Here is an 18,348-nt window from a genome sequence, read left to right on the forward strand (position 1 = left end):
GGACGTTGGCAGTCCGGGTGCGTGAGGCGCTGGGTCCGCTGTTCTCGGACGGATCCTTCGCTGAGGCGTTCTCGGCCCGGGGGCGTCCGGCCGTGTCGCCGGGGGCGCTGGCGCTGGTCTCGGTGCTGCAGTATGCCGAGGGACTCACCGATCGGCAGGCCGCTGACCAGGTGCGGGCTCGCATCGACTGGAAGTATCTCCTCGGCTTGGAGCTGGACGATCCGGGGTTCGACTTCTCCGTCCTGAGCGACTTCCGTGCCCGGCTGATCGGGCACGGGCTGGAGGGGCATGTCCTGGACCTGGTTTTGGCCAGGTGCTCCGAACTCGGGCTGCTGCGTGCAGGGGGCCGGCAGCGCACCGACTCCACCCATGCCCTGGCAGCCGTGCGGACGCTGAACCGGATGGAGTTCGTCGGTGAGACCTTGCGCGCGGCGCTGGAGGCACTGGCCGCAGCCGCCCCGGCATGGTTGTCCCCGCAGGTCAACGCCGACTGGGTCAAACGCTACGGCGCCCGGATCGACTCCTCGCTTCCCCAAGGGCGACAACGTCCGTCAGGAGTGGGCCGAGCAGGTCGGCCGGGACGGCTTCAGCATGGTCTGGGACCGCACCCGCGCCCATAACCGGCTCCGCTCACACCTGCGCGAGTACTATCCCGCGGTCCTCGAGGCGTTCGCAGTAAAGCGCGAGCGGCTGCTGTCCCGGGAGGCCCGCACGATCCTGGCGATCGCACCCACTCCGGCCGAGGCCACCCGGCTGACCCGAGGACGGCTGCGGACCGCCGTCACCAAAGCCGGGCGTCAACGTCGCATCGACGCCGAGACCGACCGGCTGCTCGAAGTGTTCCACCAGAGCCGGCTCCGCCAGCCCGCCCTGGTCGAGAAAGCGATGGGCCGGCAGACACTCGCTCTCCTCGCCCAGCTCGACGCAGCCTGCCAGGCATGCGACGACCTCGCATCCGACTTCCGTGAGGGTGCTGTACGCGGTCGCAGCCACGCTCAACAGTCGCCCCCGCAAGAGTCTCGGTTGGAAGACACCCGCCGAAGCCCTCAACGACCATCTACTATCGATCAAATAAGCCGGTGTTGCATCCACTGGTTGAACCTGGTGAATATCAGTCCCGGCGTTTCATGCGGGCCTGCCGCCGGCTCGGCGTGACTCAGTCCATGGGCCGTGTCGGTTCATGTTTCGACTGTGAGGATGATCGGGTGCCGCTTCGGGCGGTGGCCTGACCCGTGTTTCGACTGGCGTTATTGCCTTGGCGTTGATCTGTCGGCCACTGCCTGGAGCGGTACTCGCTGCCGCCGGGCAGGGGACGTGTCCCGATAGGGGCCTCGCGACAGGCACCGTCACAGTCTTGACCGCCCCGGCCCGGCGACGGCCACCCGCACCCGAGGCGATCAGGAGACAGGCGACCTTGCCCAGCATCACGCAGTCCACGACCCCGTGTCACATCCCGGCCGACACCGCCGAAGAAGTCCTACTCGGCGTCGACACCCACAAAGACATACACGCCGCGGCCGTCATCACCACGCTCGGTGCCACCCTCGACGGCCGCAGCTTCCCGACAACCGCCGAGGGCTATCGCCAGATCGTGGCCTGGGCCCGATCCTTCGGCGTGCTGCGGCGCGCCGGAGTCGAGTGCACCGGCTCCTACGGGGCTGCCCTGACACGCCACCTGCGGGCCGAAGGAATCGAGGTGACCGAGGTCAACCAGCCCGACAAGGCCGCCCGACGGCGTCACGGCAAAACCGACGCCATCGACGCCGAAGCGGCTGCCCGCGCGGTGCTGTCCGGACGTGCCACGGCCGCGGCAAAGGCGAGTGACGGCCCGGTGGAGATGCTGCGACTGTTCAAACTGGCCAAAGGGTCCGCGATCAAGTCGAGGACCCAGGCCATCAACCAGCTCAAGAGCGTCCTGGTCTGCGCCGACGCCGAACTTCGCGAGTCCCTGGCCGGACTGAGCAACCCGAAGCTGTTCCAGCAGTGCGCCGTACTCGCGGAGCCGGAGATCTCCGGGCCGGCAGGGGCCGCGCGTCACACCCTCAAACTGCTGGCCCGCCGCATCCAGAACCTGACCGAGGAGATCAACGACCTGACCGAGCGGATATCCGAAGCGGTCACCGCGAGCACTCCTGGCCTCCTCGAAGTCCACGGCGTCGGCCCGGACAGCGCGGCAGCCCTGCTCATCGCGGCCGGCGACAACCCCGAACGCCTCGACAACGAGTCGTCCTTCGCCTCTTTGTGCGGCATCAGCCCGGTCGAGGCCTCATCCGGCAAGACCCAGCGCCGCAGACTCAACCGAGGCGGCGACCGTCAGGCCAACGCCGCCCTCTTCCGGATCGTCCTCAGCCGCCTGCGCTGGGAGAACCGCACCCAGGACTACATGCGACGACGCCTCGCGGAGGGCAAGACGCGACGCGAGATCATCCGCTGCCTCAAGCGGTACGTCGCACGAGAGATCTACCGGCTCATCGTCCCTGCAAATCCTGCGGCAGACGGCACGGGCCCAGCCCGAAACGCCGCTTGACATCCATAGGGGCATCAACGCCGTCAGCGAGGCGTTCAACAGCGTGCTCAAGGTCGAGTACGTCCACCGGCGCGCCTTCGCCACCCGCACCGAGGCACGGCTGAAGATCGCCACCTGGATCACCGGCTTCTACAACACCCGTCGGCTACACAGCGTGTGCGGATACCGGAGCCCGATCGACTACGAACGAAACCATCACGCCGACTCCACCATGGAGTTGGCCGCTTGAAAGACCTCCACGGCGCGAGGGGATTGACATGCTCGGCCAGCTCCACCACTGCCTGACCAACCACCAGAAGTTCGACGAAGCCATCGCTTTCAGCACCCCCGCGCCAACCCTCCTTGCGGCAGCTGCTTGACCCGCAAGCCGCATGGGGTGTCTTGTCGGCATGTAGGCGTTGCGGCTTGAAGTAGCGGCCGTTGTGGGGGTCGTGTCTCGTTTGGTGACCCATGATCATGGGCTTCAGGGCGAGGCTGTCGTGGACGTTGGCGGCCGAGAGGCCGACGAGGAGGGGCAGTCCGTTCGCGTCCGACAGGACGTGCATCTTGGAACCCGGCTTGCCCGGTCCACGGGGCTCGGACCTGTGAGTTCGCCCCTTTTTTAGCCCGGACATGGGCGGAGTCGAGGACGGCGCGGGAGAGGTCGAGCAGGCCGGCGTCGTCGAGCCGGTGCAGGATCTCTTCGTGCAGTCGGCCCCAGACGCCGGCTCTTGACCAGATCAGGAACCTGCGGTGGGCCGTCGACTTCGATACCCCGAAGCACGGTGGCAGTGCCCGCCAGGCGCATCCGCTGACCAGGACGTAGATGATCGCGGCGAACAGCGTCTCATCAGGTGTGTCCTGCGTCCCGCCACCCTGCGGCCGTACCTTCGAAGGTGGGATCAGCGGCTTCGCGATCTCCCACAGCCCGTCCGGAACAATCCAACTCCACGTACCCCGCCCCATGCCGGACCCAACGACCGAACCCCACATAGGACACGGTCTTAGGCGGCTGCACTCACGTCGTCGACGAGAGCCTCCCTCACCTCGCCAGCGGCTTGTCGAACACCATTGGGAATCAATTGCAGCTTCACAACCATCGGCCACCTCGCTGGGTGGGGAACAAGAGCAGGTCTGGGGAACGAGGTGAGCGCTGGTGGAGAATTTCAGTTCAGAGAGCCCCAACACCGCGGCGTCAGGACCGCCGGTGTTGCGACGACCGGTTGAGTCCGGGCAGTACACTAGCGTGACGTTCCGTCCACCGGACCAGAGCAACTGCAGTCTCTGTCGGTGCCGGGGGCGGTTCACGACACCGCGCCACCTCCAGTTGGCTTGGCGCCAGTTCACTTGCTCGGTCCGGAACCCCACTGTCGCTGCATGTAATACACAAGTGCCCAGGCGAGTTGCCAGCCGTGGGTCTCGAATCCCTCATCTGTCGACTGCTTGGCCACCGCGAACACAGTGGAGCGCGCCGAATCGATCCACGTCTGAGCCTGATGGCGATCGCGGAACGTCTGCGGACTGCTGCCCGCGACGGGCGGTGCGAGGGGAAGCCTGGGAAGACTCGGCGACAGACACAGCGCGGCGCTGTGAGCAGTGTGCACATAATGGTCGAACAGCCTGTGCACTGCGTCACGTCGTTCCTCAACAGACTCGAATTCCTCGGTGAGTTCAGTGGCGTAATCGCGGAGCAGGTCGTGGAGGGTGTAGGTCTTCGGCGCGTATTCAAGCAGGAGGTGAGCGCGTGTCAGCTCGGCGAGCAAGAGCTGAGTCTTGGCTGGTGCGATACCCGCGAGGCTGGCCGCTGCTGAAATCGTCAAGCTGGGCCCGGGGTGCAGGCCCAGTAGCCGGAACAGCCGGGCGGCCGGCGATGTCAACACTTGGTAGGACCACGAGAAAGCGGCGCGAGCGTCCGTGGTGGGATCGCTACCGACGAAAGCATCCAGACTTCCCTTGGCTTCATTTAGCTCCGAGGCGATGGTGGACAACGGAAAGTCGGCGTGGACGGCAGCGCGGGCTGCCACGATGGCCAGCGCCAGGGGCAACCGTCCGCACGTGTCAACGATGTCCTTCACCACCTGTGGTTCGGATGCCACGCGCGCTCCACCGATACGCTCGGCCATGAAGACGGCGCCCTCTTCCTCGCTGAGAACCTCAAGGGTGAACGGATGCGAACCGTGTGTGGCGACGAGTCCCGTCAGCTGATCACGGCTGGTGACGATTACCAAGCAACCAGGGCTGCCGGGCAGCAAGGTGCGTACATGATTGCTGTCTCTCACGTTGTCCAGCACGATCATCAGCCGCCGGTTGGCCAGGACGCTGCGATACAGCGCCGCCTGCGCGTCCACATCCTCCGGGACCTGCTTGGGGGGATAGTCAAGGGCGGAGAGGAAGGCTCGGATGGCTGCGGATGCGTCGACCATCTCGCCGGCGGGATCGAAACCGCGGAGATTGATATAGAGCTGTCCGTCGGGGAACTGGTCCGCCACAGTGTGCGCAAGCCGTACCGCGAGCGCGGTCTTGCCAACGCCGGCCATACCCCCGATCGTGATGACGGCCGATGGCTCGTGAGGTGCGGGGACCAATGCTTGCGCGCGGGCGAGTTCCCTCGAGCGCCCCGTGTAGATGGGCAGGTCGGGCGGCAATTGTCGCGGCCGAACGTAGGGGGTCTCGCGGGAAGTGCCGGGCTGCCTCGCAGCACGCTTGTCGGCGGGCCGGGCACCGGCTCCCGGCGTCCCTGCGGTCAACTGTTCTGCGGCCGCCGCCGCGCCAAATGAACCGCCGCCGACCGTCCTGCGGGATTCGCAGGCGCGAGGATCCGTACGGAGAATGCCTGTGACGTCGATGCGTGCGTCCGTCCCGTCAGCATAGTCCGGGCGCGCCAGCGTCGGGTCCGAGGCCAGTATCCGGGCGTGGAGTTCCCTCAGCTCGGGCCCTGGTGAAGTGCCCAGTTCCACTGACAGAATCCGGCTCGTCCTGCGGTAGACCTCCAACGCCTCGGCTTGTCGGCCACATCGGTACAGCGCCAGCATCAACAGGGCATGCAGCCGCTCTCGCAGCGGGTTAACGTCGCACAGCGCGGCGAGTTGGCCTACCACTTGATCATGACGGCCCAGCTGAACATCGAGGTCCAGGCGCGTTTCGAGGACGCTCAAGCGCCGTTCGGACAATCGCGCGCGTTCGGCCTCGGCGAGAGGGCCGGGTATCCCGGCCAGAGGGTGGCCCTGCCAGATATCGAGAGCTCGTGCCAGCAGGCTCGCAGCCTCGGCGTGCTCGCCCCTACTCCTGAGGCGTGCGGCCTCGGAGACCCCTGCCTCGAACTCGATTATGTCCAGGGCGCCTCTTTCGGAGGTCCGCACCGCGTAGCCGCCAGCAGTGGACAGCACCACCCGCGGCGGCATGGTGACCGGCCGGTCGGGTTCCAGAGCCCTACGCAGCCGGGAGGCGTAGGTACGCACTGTGGACACCGCGCCAAGCGGGGGAACGCCGCCCCAAACGGCTTCGACCAACTCATGGACCGGGACGGGCCGACCCTGGCCAAGTAGCAACGCCAGCAGTACCGCCTGCTGCTGGGGCGATCCGAGTTTCACTTCACGGCCCCCGTTCCAGGCCCGAACGGGCCCGAGAAGCGCGAAGCGGAGAGCTTCAACTCGGTCAGAGGACGAGGGCACGTCCTCTTTTTGATTCCACGTCGAAGACATCTGACGGCCAATCGCTCTTTAAGGATCTTGTCCGCGGTGAGCACGCCGCGCGAACGCAGGACCGGGTAGGAACTCTGACGAAACCGACCGCGTTCGTGCAGCGGCCATCTGATCAGCTCCCTCCGGCCCGGCTCGGCGCGACCCGCACTAACCGGGGACGGTCACCAGGAGATACAACTATGCGGCGCACGCGTCTCACCTCGGAACACATCGGTCATGGAACGCGGACACGCCCGTGACATCCCGACCGATCGGCGCAGCAGTATCGCTGGTGCCATCCCGGTTGCGTCCTGGGAAGTGGTGTACGGGTTCGACCTGATCCGGGGGTTTGCTCCGGCATCGGGATGTGCCCGCATAGATGAACGGCCACCGGCTGATCTTCGAGGTGTCGAAGCTCGAAGGAGATCAGCACGATGACCGCACCTGACAGTCTGCCCCTGCACGCCCTCGCCGAGGACAATCTCGCTGCGGCGAGTCCGGATCTGCTGCGCGCGATGGTCAAGACGTTCGCCGACGCGCTCATGTCGGCGGAGGCCGATGCTCTCTGCAATGCCGAATACGGGCAGGTCAGCGAGGAGAGAGTCAACCACCGCAACGGATATCGCCCGCGTGAGTGGGACACGAGGGCCGGCACGATTGAGCTGGCCATTCCCAAGCTACGGCAGGGCAGTTACTTCCCGCACTGGCTTCTCGAGCGCCGCCGCCGGGCCGAGCAGGCCCTCATCTCGGTGGTGGCCACCGCCTACCTGCTTGGTGTCAGCACCCGCCGGGTCGAGAAGCTCGCCGAGTCCCTGGGCGTCACGCAGCTGTCGAAGTCCCAGGTCAGCGCGATGGCAAAGCATCTGGACGAGCAGGTGGCCGCATTCCGCAACCGGCCGCTGGACCAAGGGCCTTACGCGTTCGTCTGGGTCGACGCACTGACCCAGAAGGTCCGGGAAGGCGGCCGCATCATCAACGTCCACGCACTGATCGCGGCCGGCGTCAACGCCGACGGCCACCGCGAGATCCTCGGCATCGACGTCGCCACCGCCGAGGACGGCGCCGGCTGGCTCGCCTTCCTGCGCTCCCTGATCGCCCGCGGCCTGTCCGGCGTCCAGCTCGTCATCTCCGACGCCCACACCGGCCTCGTGAACGCGATCGGCGCCGTACTGCCCGGCGCCTCCTGGCAGCGATGCCGCACGCATTACGCCCGAAATTTACTGAGCCAGGTTCCGAAGTCCGTCCAGCCGTGGGTTGCCACGCTGCTGCGGACCATCTTCGAACAGCCCGACACCGACGCCGTCCAGGCCCAGATGCGACATGTGCTGGACGCACTGGAAGCCAAGCTTCCCAAGGCGGCGTCCCACTTGGATGCCGCCCAGCACGAACTGCTGGCGTTCACTGCGTTCCCGCGTGAGATCTGGCGGCAGATCTGGTCGAACAATCCGCAGGAGCGGCTGAACAAGGAGATCCGCCGCCGCACCGACGTGGTCGGCATCTTCCCCGACCGCACCGCCCTGATCCGCCTGGTCGGCGCGGTGCCGGCCGAGCAGAACGACGAATGGACCGAGGCCCGCCGCTACATGGGCCTCGACCTGCTGGCAAAGGCCCGCCTCCACCCGATCGAGTCAGAAAACGACGAGACCACCCTGCCCACCGAACTCACCGCATAGCCTCAAAACGAGATCACCGAGTGGCCGTCGATACACCACTCCCGCGGACGTGACCGCCATCTCCCCCAGGCCGCAGCATGGGTCCTGGGGGAGCGCCGCCGCCGTGCTTCAGTTGGCCCGCAGCGGATTCGTGGGGACGGCTATATCGTAGGATTCCGTTACTTGTGGCCCCAATCCCGCGCAGGGCCCTCGCTCTCGTGAAGGGCTCCACGCTCCGGCTGATGGGAAGGTGGCCTTGAGCATGTCTCAAATCACGGCTCGGGAGGGCGGCTGGCTTCGGGCGGCGGTCGCGGTGAACGGCAGGGGCCGTAACACCCTCATTACTTGCCTCTTCCAACTCCATTTGAACGGCTATGTGTAGGTCCGGACGGGTTTATCGAGGTCGTGTGAGGCGCGGTAGGAGACGCGGACCGTACCGTCGGCACCTTGATACGCCTTGTCCTTGTTGGAGAGAGCGGGCGGGGTCGGCGGCGTTCCGGCCGAGCGGCAGCAGCGTCCCGTCGAGGATCACGAACGCTTTGCGCATAGCGGGCCGCAGGTAGCTGAGAGGTCTGGTGCACAGGCGGCGAGAACATCGACGGCTTCGGCCACGTGCTGGTACACGTGTGATCCCGGCGCTGAACCCGGCCGCGAGCTGCGCATCCGCCACGGTATCGATGGCACTGGCGTCATGGGGAAAGGCCCGTGCGGCGCGCGGTCCGGGCACGTTTCTGCTGGACGTGGCACCGCGCGGTTGCCGTCGGCGGGGACTGCCTGGCTGATGTCGGCCTGCTGCGGGTCGAGCCGGCCGTGTTCGGGCGAGTGTCCTGCGACCCGACGGTTTCACGTTTGCTCGGCCCGCTCGCCGCGGACGGGAAGCGGACCCTGGCCGCGATCTGGACCGCCCGCGCCGGAATTGGTGAGCGTGTAGGGCGGTTGGCCGGTGAAGCGGCGCCGGATGCGGGTGGACAGGTGACCGTAGACATCGACGGGTGCTGGTGATCGCAGACTTCGACAAGGAGGATGCGGCACCGGCCTGGAAGAAGACCTCGGACGCCACCTGTTGTCGTCGGCCACGGACGGGGCGCGGCCGGGGAACCGGTCGTGGGCCTGCTGCGGCCCGGCAACGCGGACTCCACCACCGCCGCCCACCACACCGGCGCCACGAGACTGGCCCTCGCCCGGCTGCCGGAGCCTACCGGCACGGGCGGCAGAGCCTGATCCGGTGCGATCCCGGCGACGGGACGCATGAGCACGTGGCCTGGCTCGCCCAGCGGCGACGGTGGCCGTCGTACTCGGCGGGGGTGACCATCGCCGACGCCGCTCACCAGGCGGTGGTGAAGGTCCCGGCCAGCGCGTGGACGCCAGCGGTCGAGCCGGAAGGCGAGGTCTGCCACGGCGCCTGGGGCTCGTCCGATTGTGGGAGCCCTGCCGGCTGCGGCTGTTCTCCGCCGCTGCGCAACTGGTCACCACGGGACGCCGCCGCATCCTCCGGCTCTCCCAACATTGGCCCTGGACCGACGAGATCATCCACGCCCTGCAACGGCTCACGGCTCTGCCGGAACCCGGCCGACGCGGAACTCCCCGTTCCTGCGAACAGCACCACCGACCGGAGCCGTGGAGCCAAGCGTCCGCCCGGCGCGATAGCCGGCCCCTCACGCTGCCCGGACTGTGCGACGAGCAGAAACGAGCCCACTGCAAGATCCGACGGACCGTCATGAAATACGAGGCAAGCGAACGTTTGCTGCCGACGGCCCTTGTGGACCGGCTATTTACGCCAAGTAGCGGAAGAGGTTTGCTCCACGTTCTCGTGCAGGCGTTGTTCGATGTACTGCGTCAGAACAGCATGCCAGGTTGTGAACTGCGTCTGGGAGGCCAGTCGGTGCCACATCCTCAGTAGCTCAGATCCATGGGTGGCTATGGCGCGCACGTCGCTGAGTTTCTGCCAGATAGCCGTAGCTCGGGTCACGTCGACAATGGCTGAAGGATCCTGCTGTTGACAACGGATACGCGCGACGGCCAGCGTCAAGACGATCGCATTCCGGTGATCACCTTGGAGGTAAGCGATGAAGGCCTCGAGGGAACGCGCTTCCAGCGCATCGGGGTGCTCGGCACCGGCGTCTTGCGTGAGCTCCTCACGGAGCGCGGTAGCGCTGACAAGCGCCTGATTGGGGTACCCCGCGTCCAGCAGTTCGTTGATGTGACGGAGTGAGCTCGCCAGATGATCGGGAACGGGAACGGGCGGCACCGCACGGCCTGGCAGGAGCCGAACAGGCGAGATCGTGTGAGCCGCCCCGGTAGCTGGACCTTCTCCGGAGTTCGCCCCCCATGGAGCAGAGGCGGGAGATCCTTCCCCCGCTGCGTTCTTGACGTGGCCGATGTCCGTATCGATGTCCGAAGACGCGTCTGAGCCCGGCCACGGGGTAGAGCGCTCAAGAATACAGCTCGAACCGTCCGGGGCAACTTGAATGCGGAACGCCGCCTCTATTGGGTGGTCAGATATATCAGCCACGACCGGCTGTTCCAGGGACATGGCATGCTGGTGGAGAGTGTCGAGCACTGCACTATGGACAGTTTGTTCATCGGCGACCCTGAGGCGCTTGCCATTAATCACGGCCTCGCCCTCACGGGGGATTAGGACATCGACGTAAGCAGGTGCCGCAGAAGGCTGAGGAGCTGGATCTGTTCGGTTCCTGCTACGAGCCTTCACCAGTGATCCGAAAGCTTTCACGTCGACTCCTCTGCTCGATACGTCCTTGCGCCGTAGCACCTCGCCCATGCGGCGCGAGCGACCTGCCGAGAAGACGTACCTGCCGACCCTTCCGGGCTGCGCTGGAGTGTCGGGACGTCCTGGCGATGGGGGTACTGCAACGCACAACGGAGGGCACACCGCTTTCGTTCACCACGTCTTGAGGGCTCGCAGAAAATCAAGGTGTTGCTTCCGGTGGTTTGGCTCGTTGACGTGGTATGGGCATACCGCAGGAGATTCGGGATCAACTCGCCGTGAAATTCGAGGTGTTGTTCCCACACCTGGACGAGCGGCAGCAGCGTCTGCTGATGGGAGCCGAGGCCCGTCTTCTGGGCCACGGTGGGATCCGGGCCGTTGCTCGGGCAGCCGAGGCCAGCGAGACGACGGTCCGGAAGGGGGTGGATGAGCTGGAGTCGGGAGGAGAGCCGCTGGGGCGGGTCCGCCGACCAGGCGGCGGCCGGAAGAAGGCCGCCGACCTGGATGCAGGGCTGCGGCCCGCGCTGCTGGCCCTGGTCGAGCCGGACATGCGCGGAGACCCGATGTCGCCGCTGCGCTGGACGACCAAGTCAACCCGGAACCTGGCCGGCGAGCTGACTCTCCAGGGACACAAGGTCAGTGCCGACACGGTCGGTGACCTGCTGCGGGAGGAAGGCTTCAGTCTGCAGGCCAACTCCAAGACCATCGAGGGCAAGCAGCACCCGGACCGGGACGCCCAGTTCCGCTACATCAACGAGCAGGCCAAGGACCACATCGACGCTGGGGACCCGGTGGTCAGCGTGGACAGCAAGAAGAAGGAACTGGTCGGCGAGTACAAGAACGCGGGGCGTGAGTGGCGGCCCACGGGCGACCCAGTGCAGGTCAAGACGCATGACTTCCTGGACCGGGAAGGGCCCGGCAAGGCGATCCCATACGGGATCTACGACATCGCGGCGAACACCGGATGGGTCAGCGTCGGCACCGACCACGACACCGCTGCCTTCGCGGTCGCCTCTCTCCGCCGCTGGTGGCACGCCTGCGGCCGCCACGACTATCCCAGGGCCGCGCGGCTGCTGATCACCGCCGATGCCGGAGGTTCCAACGGCTACCGCACCCGAGCGTGGAAGACCGAACTTGCCTCTCTGGCAGCCGAGTCGGGCCTTGATATCACGGTGTGTCACCTACCTCCGGGCACGTCGAAGTGGAATCGGATTGAGCACCGACTCTTCTCCCACATCTCCATGAACTGGCGCGGCAGGCCCCTGACCAGCCACGAGGTCATCGTGCAGTCCATCGCAGCGACCACCACCCGCACCGGACTGACGGTCCGCGCCGAACTCAACACCGGCGCCTACCCCACCGGCGTGAAAGTCGACGACGCCCAGGTCGACGCGCTGACGATGACCCGCCACCGCTTCCACGGTGACTGGAACTACACCCTCCACGCCCAGCAGCGCGGCCCCACGGCCACCAGCACTCCACACGGCGCGGAACCCCAGCAAGGGGACCCCCGGCAGCACGCCCGGCTCACCGACCCGGAACTCACCGGCATCACCCGCCCACAACTGGACACCCTGATCAGCAAGTTGGCGCCAATCCAGGCAGCCCGGCGGGAAGAACAGCGCCGCCACCGACGCGGCCGCGAACGGCAACGAGCCCCCGGCGCCGGCCCCCGGCAGGCGTTCACCGACCCCGACCGGATCCTGGCCACCCTCCTCTACCAGCGTGGCTGCTTCACCCACGCCCTCCTCGGCGCACTCTTCGGGACCAGCTCGCAGACCAACACCCGCACGATCCAGGAGACCCAACCCCTCCTGGACCAGCACGAATGCACCGTCCCCCGCTCCACAGCACGATTCACCACCCCTGCAGACGTGACCGCTTACATCGACGCCTACGGCACCGAACCCCCGAACAACATCAAACACGCATGTTGATTCTCTGCGAGCCCTGAGACGCCTTGCCACGATCGGCAGTGAACGGACCTCCCGACGGTTGCGTCGTAGCGATCGACGCGTGTTCGAACCTTTCTGTGCGATACGGGCGCGGCATGAGCTGACCGCTGCCCTACGACCTATCCCCTGGACAGAGCGGTTGCATATGATTTCCTTGAGATTCCGGGCTCTTGCCGCGGCGACCCTTTCATTGATCATACCGATGAGTGTTACGGAAGCTCAGGCAGATCTGGGGCGTCCGCATCCGCAGTCGACTCTGGCATCCGTGCGTGAGGAACTTCGGCACTTGTACCACGATGCCGAAGTCGCCACCGACTCGTACAACGCAGCCGACGAGAAGGTGAGCAAGCAGTCAGAGCGTGTTGCTGCTCTGACCGAAGAGACTCATCGCGTTCAACTTCGCTTGCAGCGCCTCACGGCACAAGCAGGTGCAGCGGCCCGTGCTCAGTATCGGGGCGGCGGAATTCCTGTCGAAGTCCAGCTGATGCTTGCCGGTGACCCCGGGTACGCCCTGGATAACGCGGCCCAGACCGTCCAGATCCAACTCGGTGTCGAGAAAATCATTCAGGCCCTGGACACAACAGAGAAGAGCCTGCACACGCGTGCTGCGGATGCTGCCAACGAGTTGAAGAGCCTGAAGAAAAGCCGCAGGCAGCGGGATACGGCGCGGCGGGACATCGAAGAGCGCATCTCCAAGGCGAGGAGCATCGAGGCCCGCCTCAAAGCAGACGAAAAGAGGCGCTTGGCGCAACTTGAGCAGAGGTCGGCCGCAGAGGCCCAGAAGGCCTGGCTCAGATCCGGGATCGCCAAGAACCTGAATGTGAAGGCGAGCTCGGCTGGGCGGACAGCAGTCGCCTACGCGCTACGGCAGATCGGCAAGCCCTACGTCTGGGGCGCAGAAGGGCCTGATTCCTTCGACTGCTCGGGCCTGACCTCGCAAGCGTGGGCCGCGGCAAGCCACCCCATCCCGCGCACCTCGCAGGAGCAGTGGCGCCGATTGCCTCATGTCGGGATCGAGGATATTCGGCCCGGTGATCTGGTGATCTATTTCGGCGATGCCAGCCATGTCGCCATGTATGTAGGGAAAGGCTCGATAGTTCACGCACCGCGGCCGGGACGCACGGTCACACTTGCGCCTATGGCGTCCATGCAGATCCTGGGCGTTGTGCGCCCGGACGCGTAGACCACAAGCCTTCCTTGGCGTCGCCAGCGCGTTGCTTGAGCCCTCCTGCGGCCTGTCGCTACGCGCGCGGGGGCTTACTGTGCCCGTGGCCAGAAGGCTCGTGAGGACCACTCGGCCCCAGGCCAGCAGCCAAGAGGTTGTTCGCAAACGCTGTTAGTACTCCAGCAGCACGTCGACGGCCAGCTGCGGGCAGTAGACCACGGTGTCCAGACGCCGGTAGGCGTTGGCGTGCCGACGCGACCAGGCCTTCAGCTTCAGTGCTCGCAGCTTTCGTGCGGCCTGCCGGGTACGCCACCGGTGCCGCACGCCAGCCGCGCTCCGATGGCCTGAAGGACGGCCGCTGTCTGTCCGCCCGGCGGTGTTGCTGTGGTCCTCAGTCGGCGGCTGGCGGCGGGAGGATGTGGTCGCGGACCTCGTCGTAGACCTCGGCGTCCTGCCGGGCGTGGCTGCCGGTGTTTGGCGTGTGTCGACGGTCACGTAATTCGGCTCTGTCGCTGATCTTGTGATGTTGGCGGCCTGAGCTGGGCATCTTCCGGGTGTGCGGTTCAGGGGGTTTGGGGCCACCCCCGTCCCCTGCTCGTGGACGCCGTACGGGGTTCTGGGGGCGCACGCGCGGATGCGGGCGCTCGGCGAGGGATTCGGCGACGGTTTCGACGAGGTGCCGGACGGCGGCGGGCGTGTCTTCGAGCGGCGGGTGCCGGCGGCCGCGTCGGGGACGAGCCGGTCGGTGGACCCGTCCACGCGGGGACCCCGGGCCCAGGGGTTATCCGGCTTCGGGTCGTACAGGAGTGGGTTCTTCTGCAGCATGGGGTCTCCGGAGCCGGTGGGGCGGGTCGGGTACGGGCGGTATGCGCACGTCGTGCGGTACGACAACGGGGGTGCGGCGGGCGGTGGTTCAACGGGCCGGTCGTACGGGGGCCAGGGACGGGATTGAACCGGCGGGCCGGGCGGGCCGTCGTATCCGTGTCAGGCCCTCTGTGACCGGAGCGAACCGAGGAGAGAGGAGGCGGCCATGGCGCAGGACCTTCCGGGAGCCCGGGAGCCGAACCGGCTGACCAAGGAGCGGCCCGAGCGGCTCGAACAGCGGCTGGCACGGCGGCTGTTGGGGACGGAGTACCAGCGTCGCAACGCGACCGGGCGCGCTTGGCAGGCGCTGCAGGGCGTCGTGAACCGGTTCCGGCGCGGCGGCGCGCCGGCGGGCGGCGGAGGAGGTGGCGGCGGCGGCGAGGACTGGGGTCCCCAGGAGTGGTCGGCGCCACAGACCCCGGACTGGACGTCGTCCCGCTCGGCGTTCCAGGGCCAAGGCCGGCCCCAGGGCTGGGGCCAGCCTCAAGGCTGGGGCCAGTTCCAGTCCCCCGCCCCCCAAGGGCAGCAGCGCATGGCCGTACAACCCGGCCTCCCGAAGCGCCCGGACAACGCGCTGACCAGGCTCGACGCCGAGATCGCGGCCCTCGAGCCCGACAAGCGGAGGGCCGTCGAGAAGGCGCTGCTGGAGATGGTCCGGGACGAGGGCGGCAAGTGGAAGGGGATCGTCGACAAGGACCTCATGGCCCTGCCGACGGTGATGCGCTACGCCTCCGAGGCGCAGTTCCGGGAGCTGACGCAGCCGGAGAAGAAGCAGGAGGAGGAGGCTCGTACGACCGCCCCGGCCCCCTTTACGACTACCCGGGCACCCTCTACGACTGAGGCACCGCAACTCGGCGCACGGCCCAAGCTGGACCCCCTGCCGAACGGCCACGACATCTTCGCCGAGACCCCGACGGCGGCGATGCAACGGGCCGCCGACCGCATCATGGCCGTGGACGCGCAGCAGTTCGAGGTGCTCCGGGCGAAGTACGAGCGCTCGCCGCAACCGACCGAGCAGCCGCAGATGACGCAGACGTCACAGACCCCGGTGACCATCCAGGCGCTCAAGGACGCCCCGGACCAGTCCAGGAGCCCGGCGCCCACGACTAGCACGACCCCTGCGACGCCGGTCAACTCCTTGACGACGTCCATCAGTTCGGCGGCGAACATGACCCCCATGAGCCCCGTCACCCCAAGCGCGACCCCAGCCACCCCGGCGACCCCGGTGAGCCCAATGACCTCGGCCGCCACCCTCACCGAGAGCCACGGCCTCTCGGTGGAGGCGGTCCAGTTCCTGCGCGGCGAGTTGCACAACACATACAGGAACACGGGCCGTTCGTCCACCGACACCACCCCAGCCGTCTCCACCCGGCCCGCCCCGAACCAGCAGGGCCGGGCCATGTGACGAGCTGAACCGCCGCTCCACCCCCCCCGCCGTTGTGGTGACGACCGGAGAAAGACGACGCAATGACACAGAAACCCTGGCTGGTGTTCGGACTCGACGGCAGGACCTCGGAGGACATCGCCGACGCGGTCCGTCTGGGCTACCGCAGGTTCGACGCGGCAGAGAGCTACGGCACCACGGACGCGCTGGCGAACGCGGTGAGCGGGCTGGAGCGCGGCGACTACGAGGTGCTCTACAAGTTCGACTTGAGGTGCTCTACAAGTTCGACTTGAAGAGCGGCGAGACGGGGCAGGAGCTGAAGGGCCGCCTGAAGGCGGTGGCGGGGCAGTTCGACGGCAAGCTGGACCCGGCGGTCATCCACAACCTCGACGACGGCTCGGAACAGGAGACCAAGCGGGGCGTGGAACGCCCTGCACGAGCTGAAGCGCGAGGGCGTCATCGGCAAGGCGGGCGTCGGCAACGTCCTGCCCCAACACGCCCAGCTGCTCGACGAGTTGTCGAGGAACAACCGAACAACGACTCCAGCAAGCCCAGCGGCGGCACCCTGGACGCTGCAGGCGCATCCAGGACTTCGAACCCCGCATCGGCGAACAGCAGCGACAGCAGCAGAGCCGCTACCTCACCGTTCTCGGCGACAAGCCGCACCTGACCGGCCGACAACGCGGCCACCGTCCATGTCCGCCCCTCGAACCGCACCCGGCACCCCAGTTCCACCACCGGTCCCGCCTGGCACCCCGCCACCTGGGCTCACCCCGCCGCCTGCGCCCAATCCGGCATCCGCTCATTCATCGGCGCGGCCAGCGCCTGGAGCTTGTCGGCGGTTAATACTCCAGCTGTAGATCGTGATCTTGCTGGTGGGGGCGGGTCCGGGCACGGGTACGGCCACCGATGATCATCGTTGTTTGTGAAGACGAACGAGGAGTCGGTGGCCGCAGGTCACAGCATAGATCCCGGCCGTTGGCGGGAGGCGTTCGAGGTGGTCATGGGCCGTATCGCGGGCCGGTTCGCCCGCGTCGAACCCCGGCTGCGGGCTGGGCGGTTGGGGATGGGCTTGATGTCGGACCTGCCGCGCAAGAACTGCTGGACGATCGCGGAGTGGGCCGGGGAGACGACCCCGCACGGCATGCAGCACCTGCTGAGCCGGGCGTCCTGGGATGCCGATGCCGTGCGTGACGACGTGCGCGAGTACGTCGTCGAACATCTCCACGACGAGGCGGCGGTACTGGTCGTGGACGAGACCGGCGACGTGAAGAAGGGCACCCACACCGTCGGGGTCCAGCGCCAGTACTCCGGTACCGCCGGGGCCTGTACGTCAATAAGTGCTCGGTAGAGGGGTGTTGGTGGGAGCCTGAGATATGACCACGTGTCTGCCAGGCTGTCTCTCCACCCGTGCGCTGCGGGCCAAGTTCGATCAGATCCTGCCGCACTTCGACGAGCGCCGCCGTCGGCTGTACCTGGCCAGCGAGGCCACCGCCATCGGCCACGGCGGGATCATTCAAGTCGCCGCCGCCTCCGGCACCAGTACCGCCACTATCGCGCGCGGTATCGCCGAGTTGGCCGGTTGCTCCGTGCCGACCCCACGGATTCGGGCTCCAGGTGCCGGCCGCAAGCGGCTGACAGACACCGACTCCGGTCTGCTGCCCACGCTGGAGTCGCTGATCGAGCCGCACACCCGAGGCGACCCCGTCTCCCCCTTACGCTGGACCACCTTGTCGCTACGAGCCCTGGCCACGACCCTCACCGCACAGGGCCATCCGGTCAGCGCTTCAACCGTCGGACACCTGCTGCACACCCTGGGCTACAGCCTGCAGGGAACCGCGAAGACGACGGAGGGCATCAGGCATCCGGACCGCGATGCCCAGTTCTCCCACTTGAATGCCACCGCCACCGCCTTCCTCAACGACGCTCAGCCGGTGATCAGCGTCGACACCAGGGCCAAGGAATGGCTCGGGAACCGTGACCGGCCCGGTCGCACCTGGCGGCCGGGCAAAGACGCGATCAAGGTGGACTGCCACACGTTCACCACCAACGACCAGCCGATGGCGATCCCCTACGGGATCTACGACATCGCCAACAACACCGGATGGGTCAACGTCGGAACCGACCATGACACCGCCGAGTTCGCAGTGGAGTCCATCCGTCGCTGGTGGCAGCACCGCGGGCGGGCAGACCACCCGAATGCCACCCGGCTCCTGATCACCGCCGACGCCGGCGGTTCCAACGACCCCCGCCGCTGGACATGGAAGAACAACCTGGCCGCCTTCGCACGGGAAAGCGGGTTGGGGATATCGGTCTGCCACCTAGGGCGTGCAGATCTTTAACCTGTCCTCTTGATCTTGATTTGAGCAGGGCCGGAAGTGAGAAATGTTGCGAGGTCGGTTGGTGTGCGGAAGCGG

13 protein-coding genes and 4 pseudogenes are annotated in these 18,348 nt (G+C 67.0%); 12 read left to right on the forward strand and 5 right to left on the reverse strand.

Features of this window, described 5'->3' with window-relative positions; all coding sequences use genetic code 11:
* Positions 1 to 620: transposase (locus ACFVWD_RS52580; RefSeq protein WP_389605822.1), on the forward strand; the 620-nt coding region annotated here is incomplete at its 5' end.
* 10 nt (positions 621 to 630) lie between these two features.
* Here ACFVWD_RS52580 and ACFVWD_RS52585 read toward each other — a convergent pair.
* Positions 631 to 993, reverse strand: coding sequence for a hypothetical protein (locus ACFVWD_RS52585; RefSeq protein WP_389605823.1), 363 nt, complete (start codon positions 991 to 993; stop codon positions 631 to 633).
* Positions 994 to 1,414: 421 nt separating this feature from the next.
* Between ACFVWD_RS52585 and ACFVWD_RS52590 the strand changes: the two genes are divergently transcribed.
* Together ACFVWD_RS52590 and ACFVWD_RS52595 are read left to right on the forward strand one after the other, a co-directional pair.
* On the forward strand, positions 1,415 to 2,527 hold the full coding sequence (locus ACFVWD_RS52590) for an IS110 family transposase (protein WP_389605825.1): 1,113 nt from the start codon (positions 1,415 to 1,417) through the stop codon (positions 2,525 to 2,527).
* A 13-nt stretch (positions 2,528 to 2,540) separates the two neighbouring features.
* Entirely contained in the window at positions 2,541 to 2,756 is a 216-nt protein-coding gene (locus ACFVWD_RS52595; protein ID WP_389605841.1) for an integrase core domain-containing protein, read from the forward strand.
* A gap of 151 nt (positions 2,757 to 2,907) precedes the next feature.
* On the opposite strand, the pseudogene ACFVWD_RS52600 reads toward ACFVWD_RS52595, so the two are convergent.
* A pseudogene (locus ACFVWD_RS52600) lies at positions 2,908 to 3,472 on the reverse strand (IS5 family transposase); the annotation flags it as partial.
* Positions 3,473 to 3,849: 377 nt separating this feature from the next.
* Positions 3,850 to 6,207, reverse strand: coding sequence for a BTAD domain-containing putative transcriptional regulator (locus ACFVWD_RS52605; protein WP_389605827.1), 2,358 nt, complete (start codon positions 6,205 to 6,207; stop codon positions 3,850 to 3,852).
* A 413-nt stretch (positions 6,208 to 6,620) separates the two neighbouring features.
* On the opposite strand from ACFVWD_RS52605, the gene ACFVWD_RS52610 reads away from it, so the two are divergent.
* Positions 6,621 to 7,859 carry an IS256 family transposase gene (locus tag ACFVWD_RS52610; RefSeq protein ID WP_389605829.1) on the forward strand — a complete coding sequence of 413 codons (1,239 nt, stop codon included), beginning with the start codon at positions 6,621 to 6,623 and terminating at the stop codon, positions 7,857 to 7,859.
* 650 nt (positions 7,860 to 8,509) lie between these two features.
* Positions 8,510 to 9,408 (forward strand): annotated as a pseudogene (locus ACFVWD_RS52615) (transposase); the annotation flags it as partial.
* A 198-nt stretch (positions 9,409 to 9,606) separates the two neighbouring features.
* Here the strand turns inward: ACFVWD_RS52615 and ACFVWD_RS52620 are convergent.
* Positions 9,607 to 10,452 carry a hypothetical protein gene (locus ACFVWD_RS52620; protein WP_389605843.1) on the reverse strand — a complete coding sequence of 282 codons (846 nt, stop codon included), beginning with the start codon at positions 10,450 to 10,452 and terminating at the stop codon, positions 9,607 to 9,609.
* 353 nt (positions 10,453 to 10,805) lie between these two features.
* Between ACFVWD_RS52620 and ACFVWD_RS52625 the strand changes: the two genes are divergently transcribed.
* Both ACFVWD_RS52625 and ACFVWD_RS52630 read left to right on the forward strand, forming a co-directional pair.
* Positions 10,806 to 12,500: an ISAzo13 family transposase gene (locus tag ACFVWD_RS52625; RefSeq protein WP_389605831.1), complete on the forward strand. Its 1,695-nt coding sequence runs from the start codon at positions 10,806 to 10,808 to the stop codon at positions 12,498 to 12,500.
* A 283-nt stretch (positions 12,501 to 12,783) separates the two neighbouring features.
* Positions 12,784 to 13,701, forward strand: coding sequence for an NlpC/P60 family protein (locus ACFVWD_RS52630; RefSeq protein ID WP_389605833.1), 918 nt, complete (start codon positions 12,784 to 12,786; stop codon positions 13,699 to 13,701).
* Between the two features lie 153 nt (positions 13,702 to 13,854).
* Here ACFVWD_RS52630 and ACFVWD_RS52635 read toward each other — a convergent pair whose 3' ends face one another.
* Positions 13,855 to 14,007: a hypothetical protein gene (locus ACFVWD_RS52635; RefSeq protein ID WP_389605835.1), complete on the reverse strand. Its 153-nt coding sequence runs from the start codon at positions 14,005 to 14,007 to the stop codon at positions 13,855 to 13,857.
* A 706-nt stretch (positions 14,008 to 14,713) separates the two neighbouring features.
* On the opposite strand from ACFVWD_RS52635, the gene ACFVWD_RS52640 reads away from it, so the two are divergent.
* The 5 genes and pseudogenes from ACFVWD_RS52640 to ACFVWD_RS52660 form a co-directional block, all read left to right on the forward strand.
* Positions 14,714 to 15,952, forward strand: coding sequence for a hypothetical protein (locus tag ACFVWD_RS52640; RefSeq protein WP_389605836.1), 1,239 nt, complete (start codon positions 14,714 to 14,716; stop codon positions 15,950 to 15,952).
* A 62-nt stretch (positions 15,953 to 16,014) separates the two neighbouring features.
* Positions 16,015 to 16,224 (forward strand): hypothetical protein, encoded by a 210-nt coding sequence (locus tag ACFVWD_RS52645; protein WP_389605838.1) that lies wholly within the window; start codon positions 16,015 to 16,017, stop codon positions 16,222 to 16,224.
* Entirely contained in the window at positions 16,203 to 16,601 is a 399-nt protein-coding gene (locus tag ACFVWD_RS52650) for a hypothetical protein (protein ID WP_389605839.1), read from the forward strand. Before ACFVWD_RS52645 ends, ACFVWD_RS52650 begins: the two co-directional genes overlap by 22 nt.
* A 333-nt stretch (positions 16,602 to 16,934) precedes the next feature.
* Positions 16,935 to 17,255, forward strand: a pseudogene (locus ACFVWD_RS52655) (transposase); the annotation flags it as partial.
* 52 nt (positions 17,256 to 17,307) lie between these two features.
* Positions 17,308 to 18,255 (forward strand): annotated as a pseudogene (locus ACFVWD_RS52660) (ISAzo13 family transposase); the annotation flags it as partial.
* Positions 18,256 to 18,348: the final 93 nt, after the last annotated feature.

The sequence above is a fragment of the Streptomyces sp. NPDC058086 genome, from assembly GCF_042885015.1.
In the GTDB taxonomy this organism is placed as follows: Bacteria; Actinomycetota; Actinomycetes; order Streptomycetales; family Streptomycetaceae; genus Streptomyces.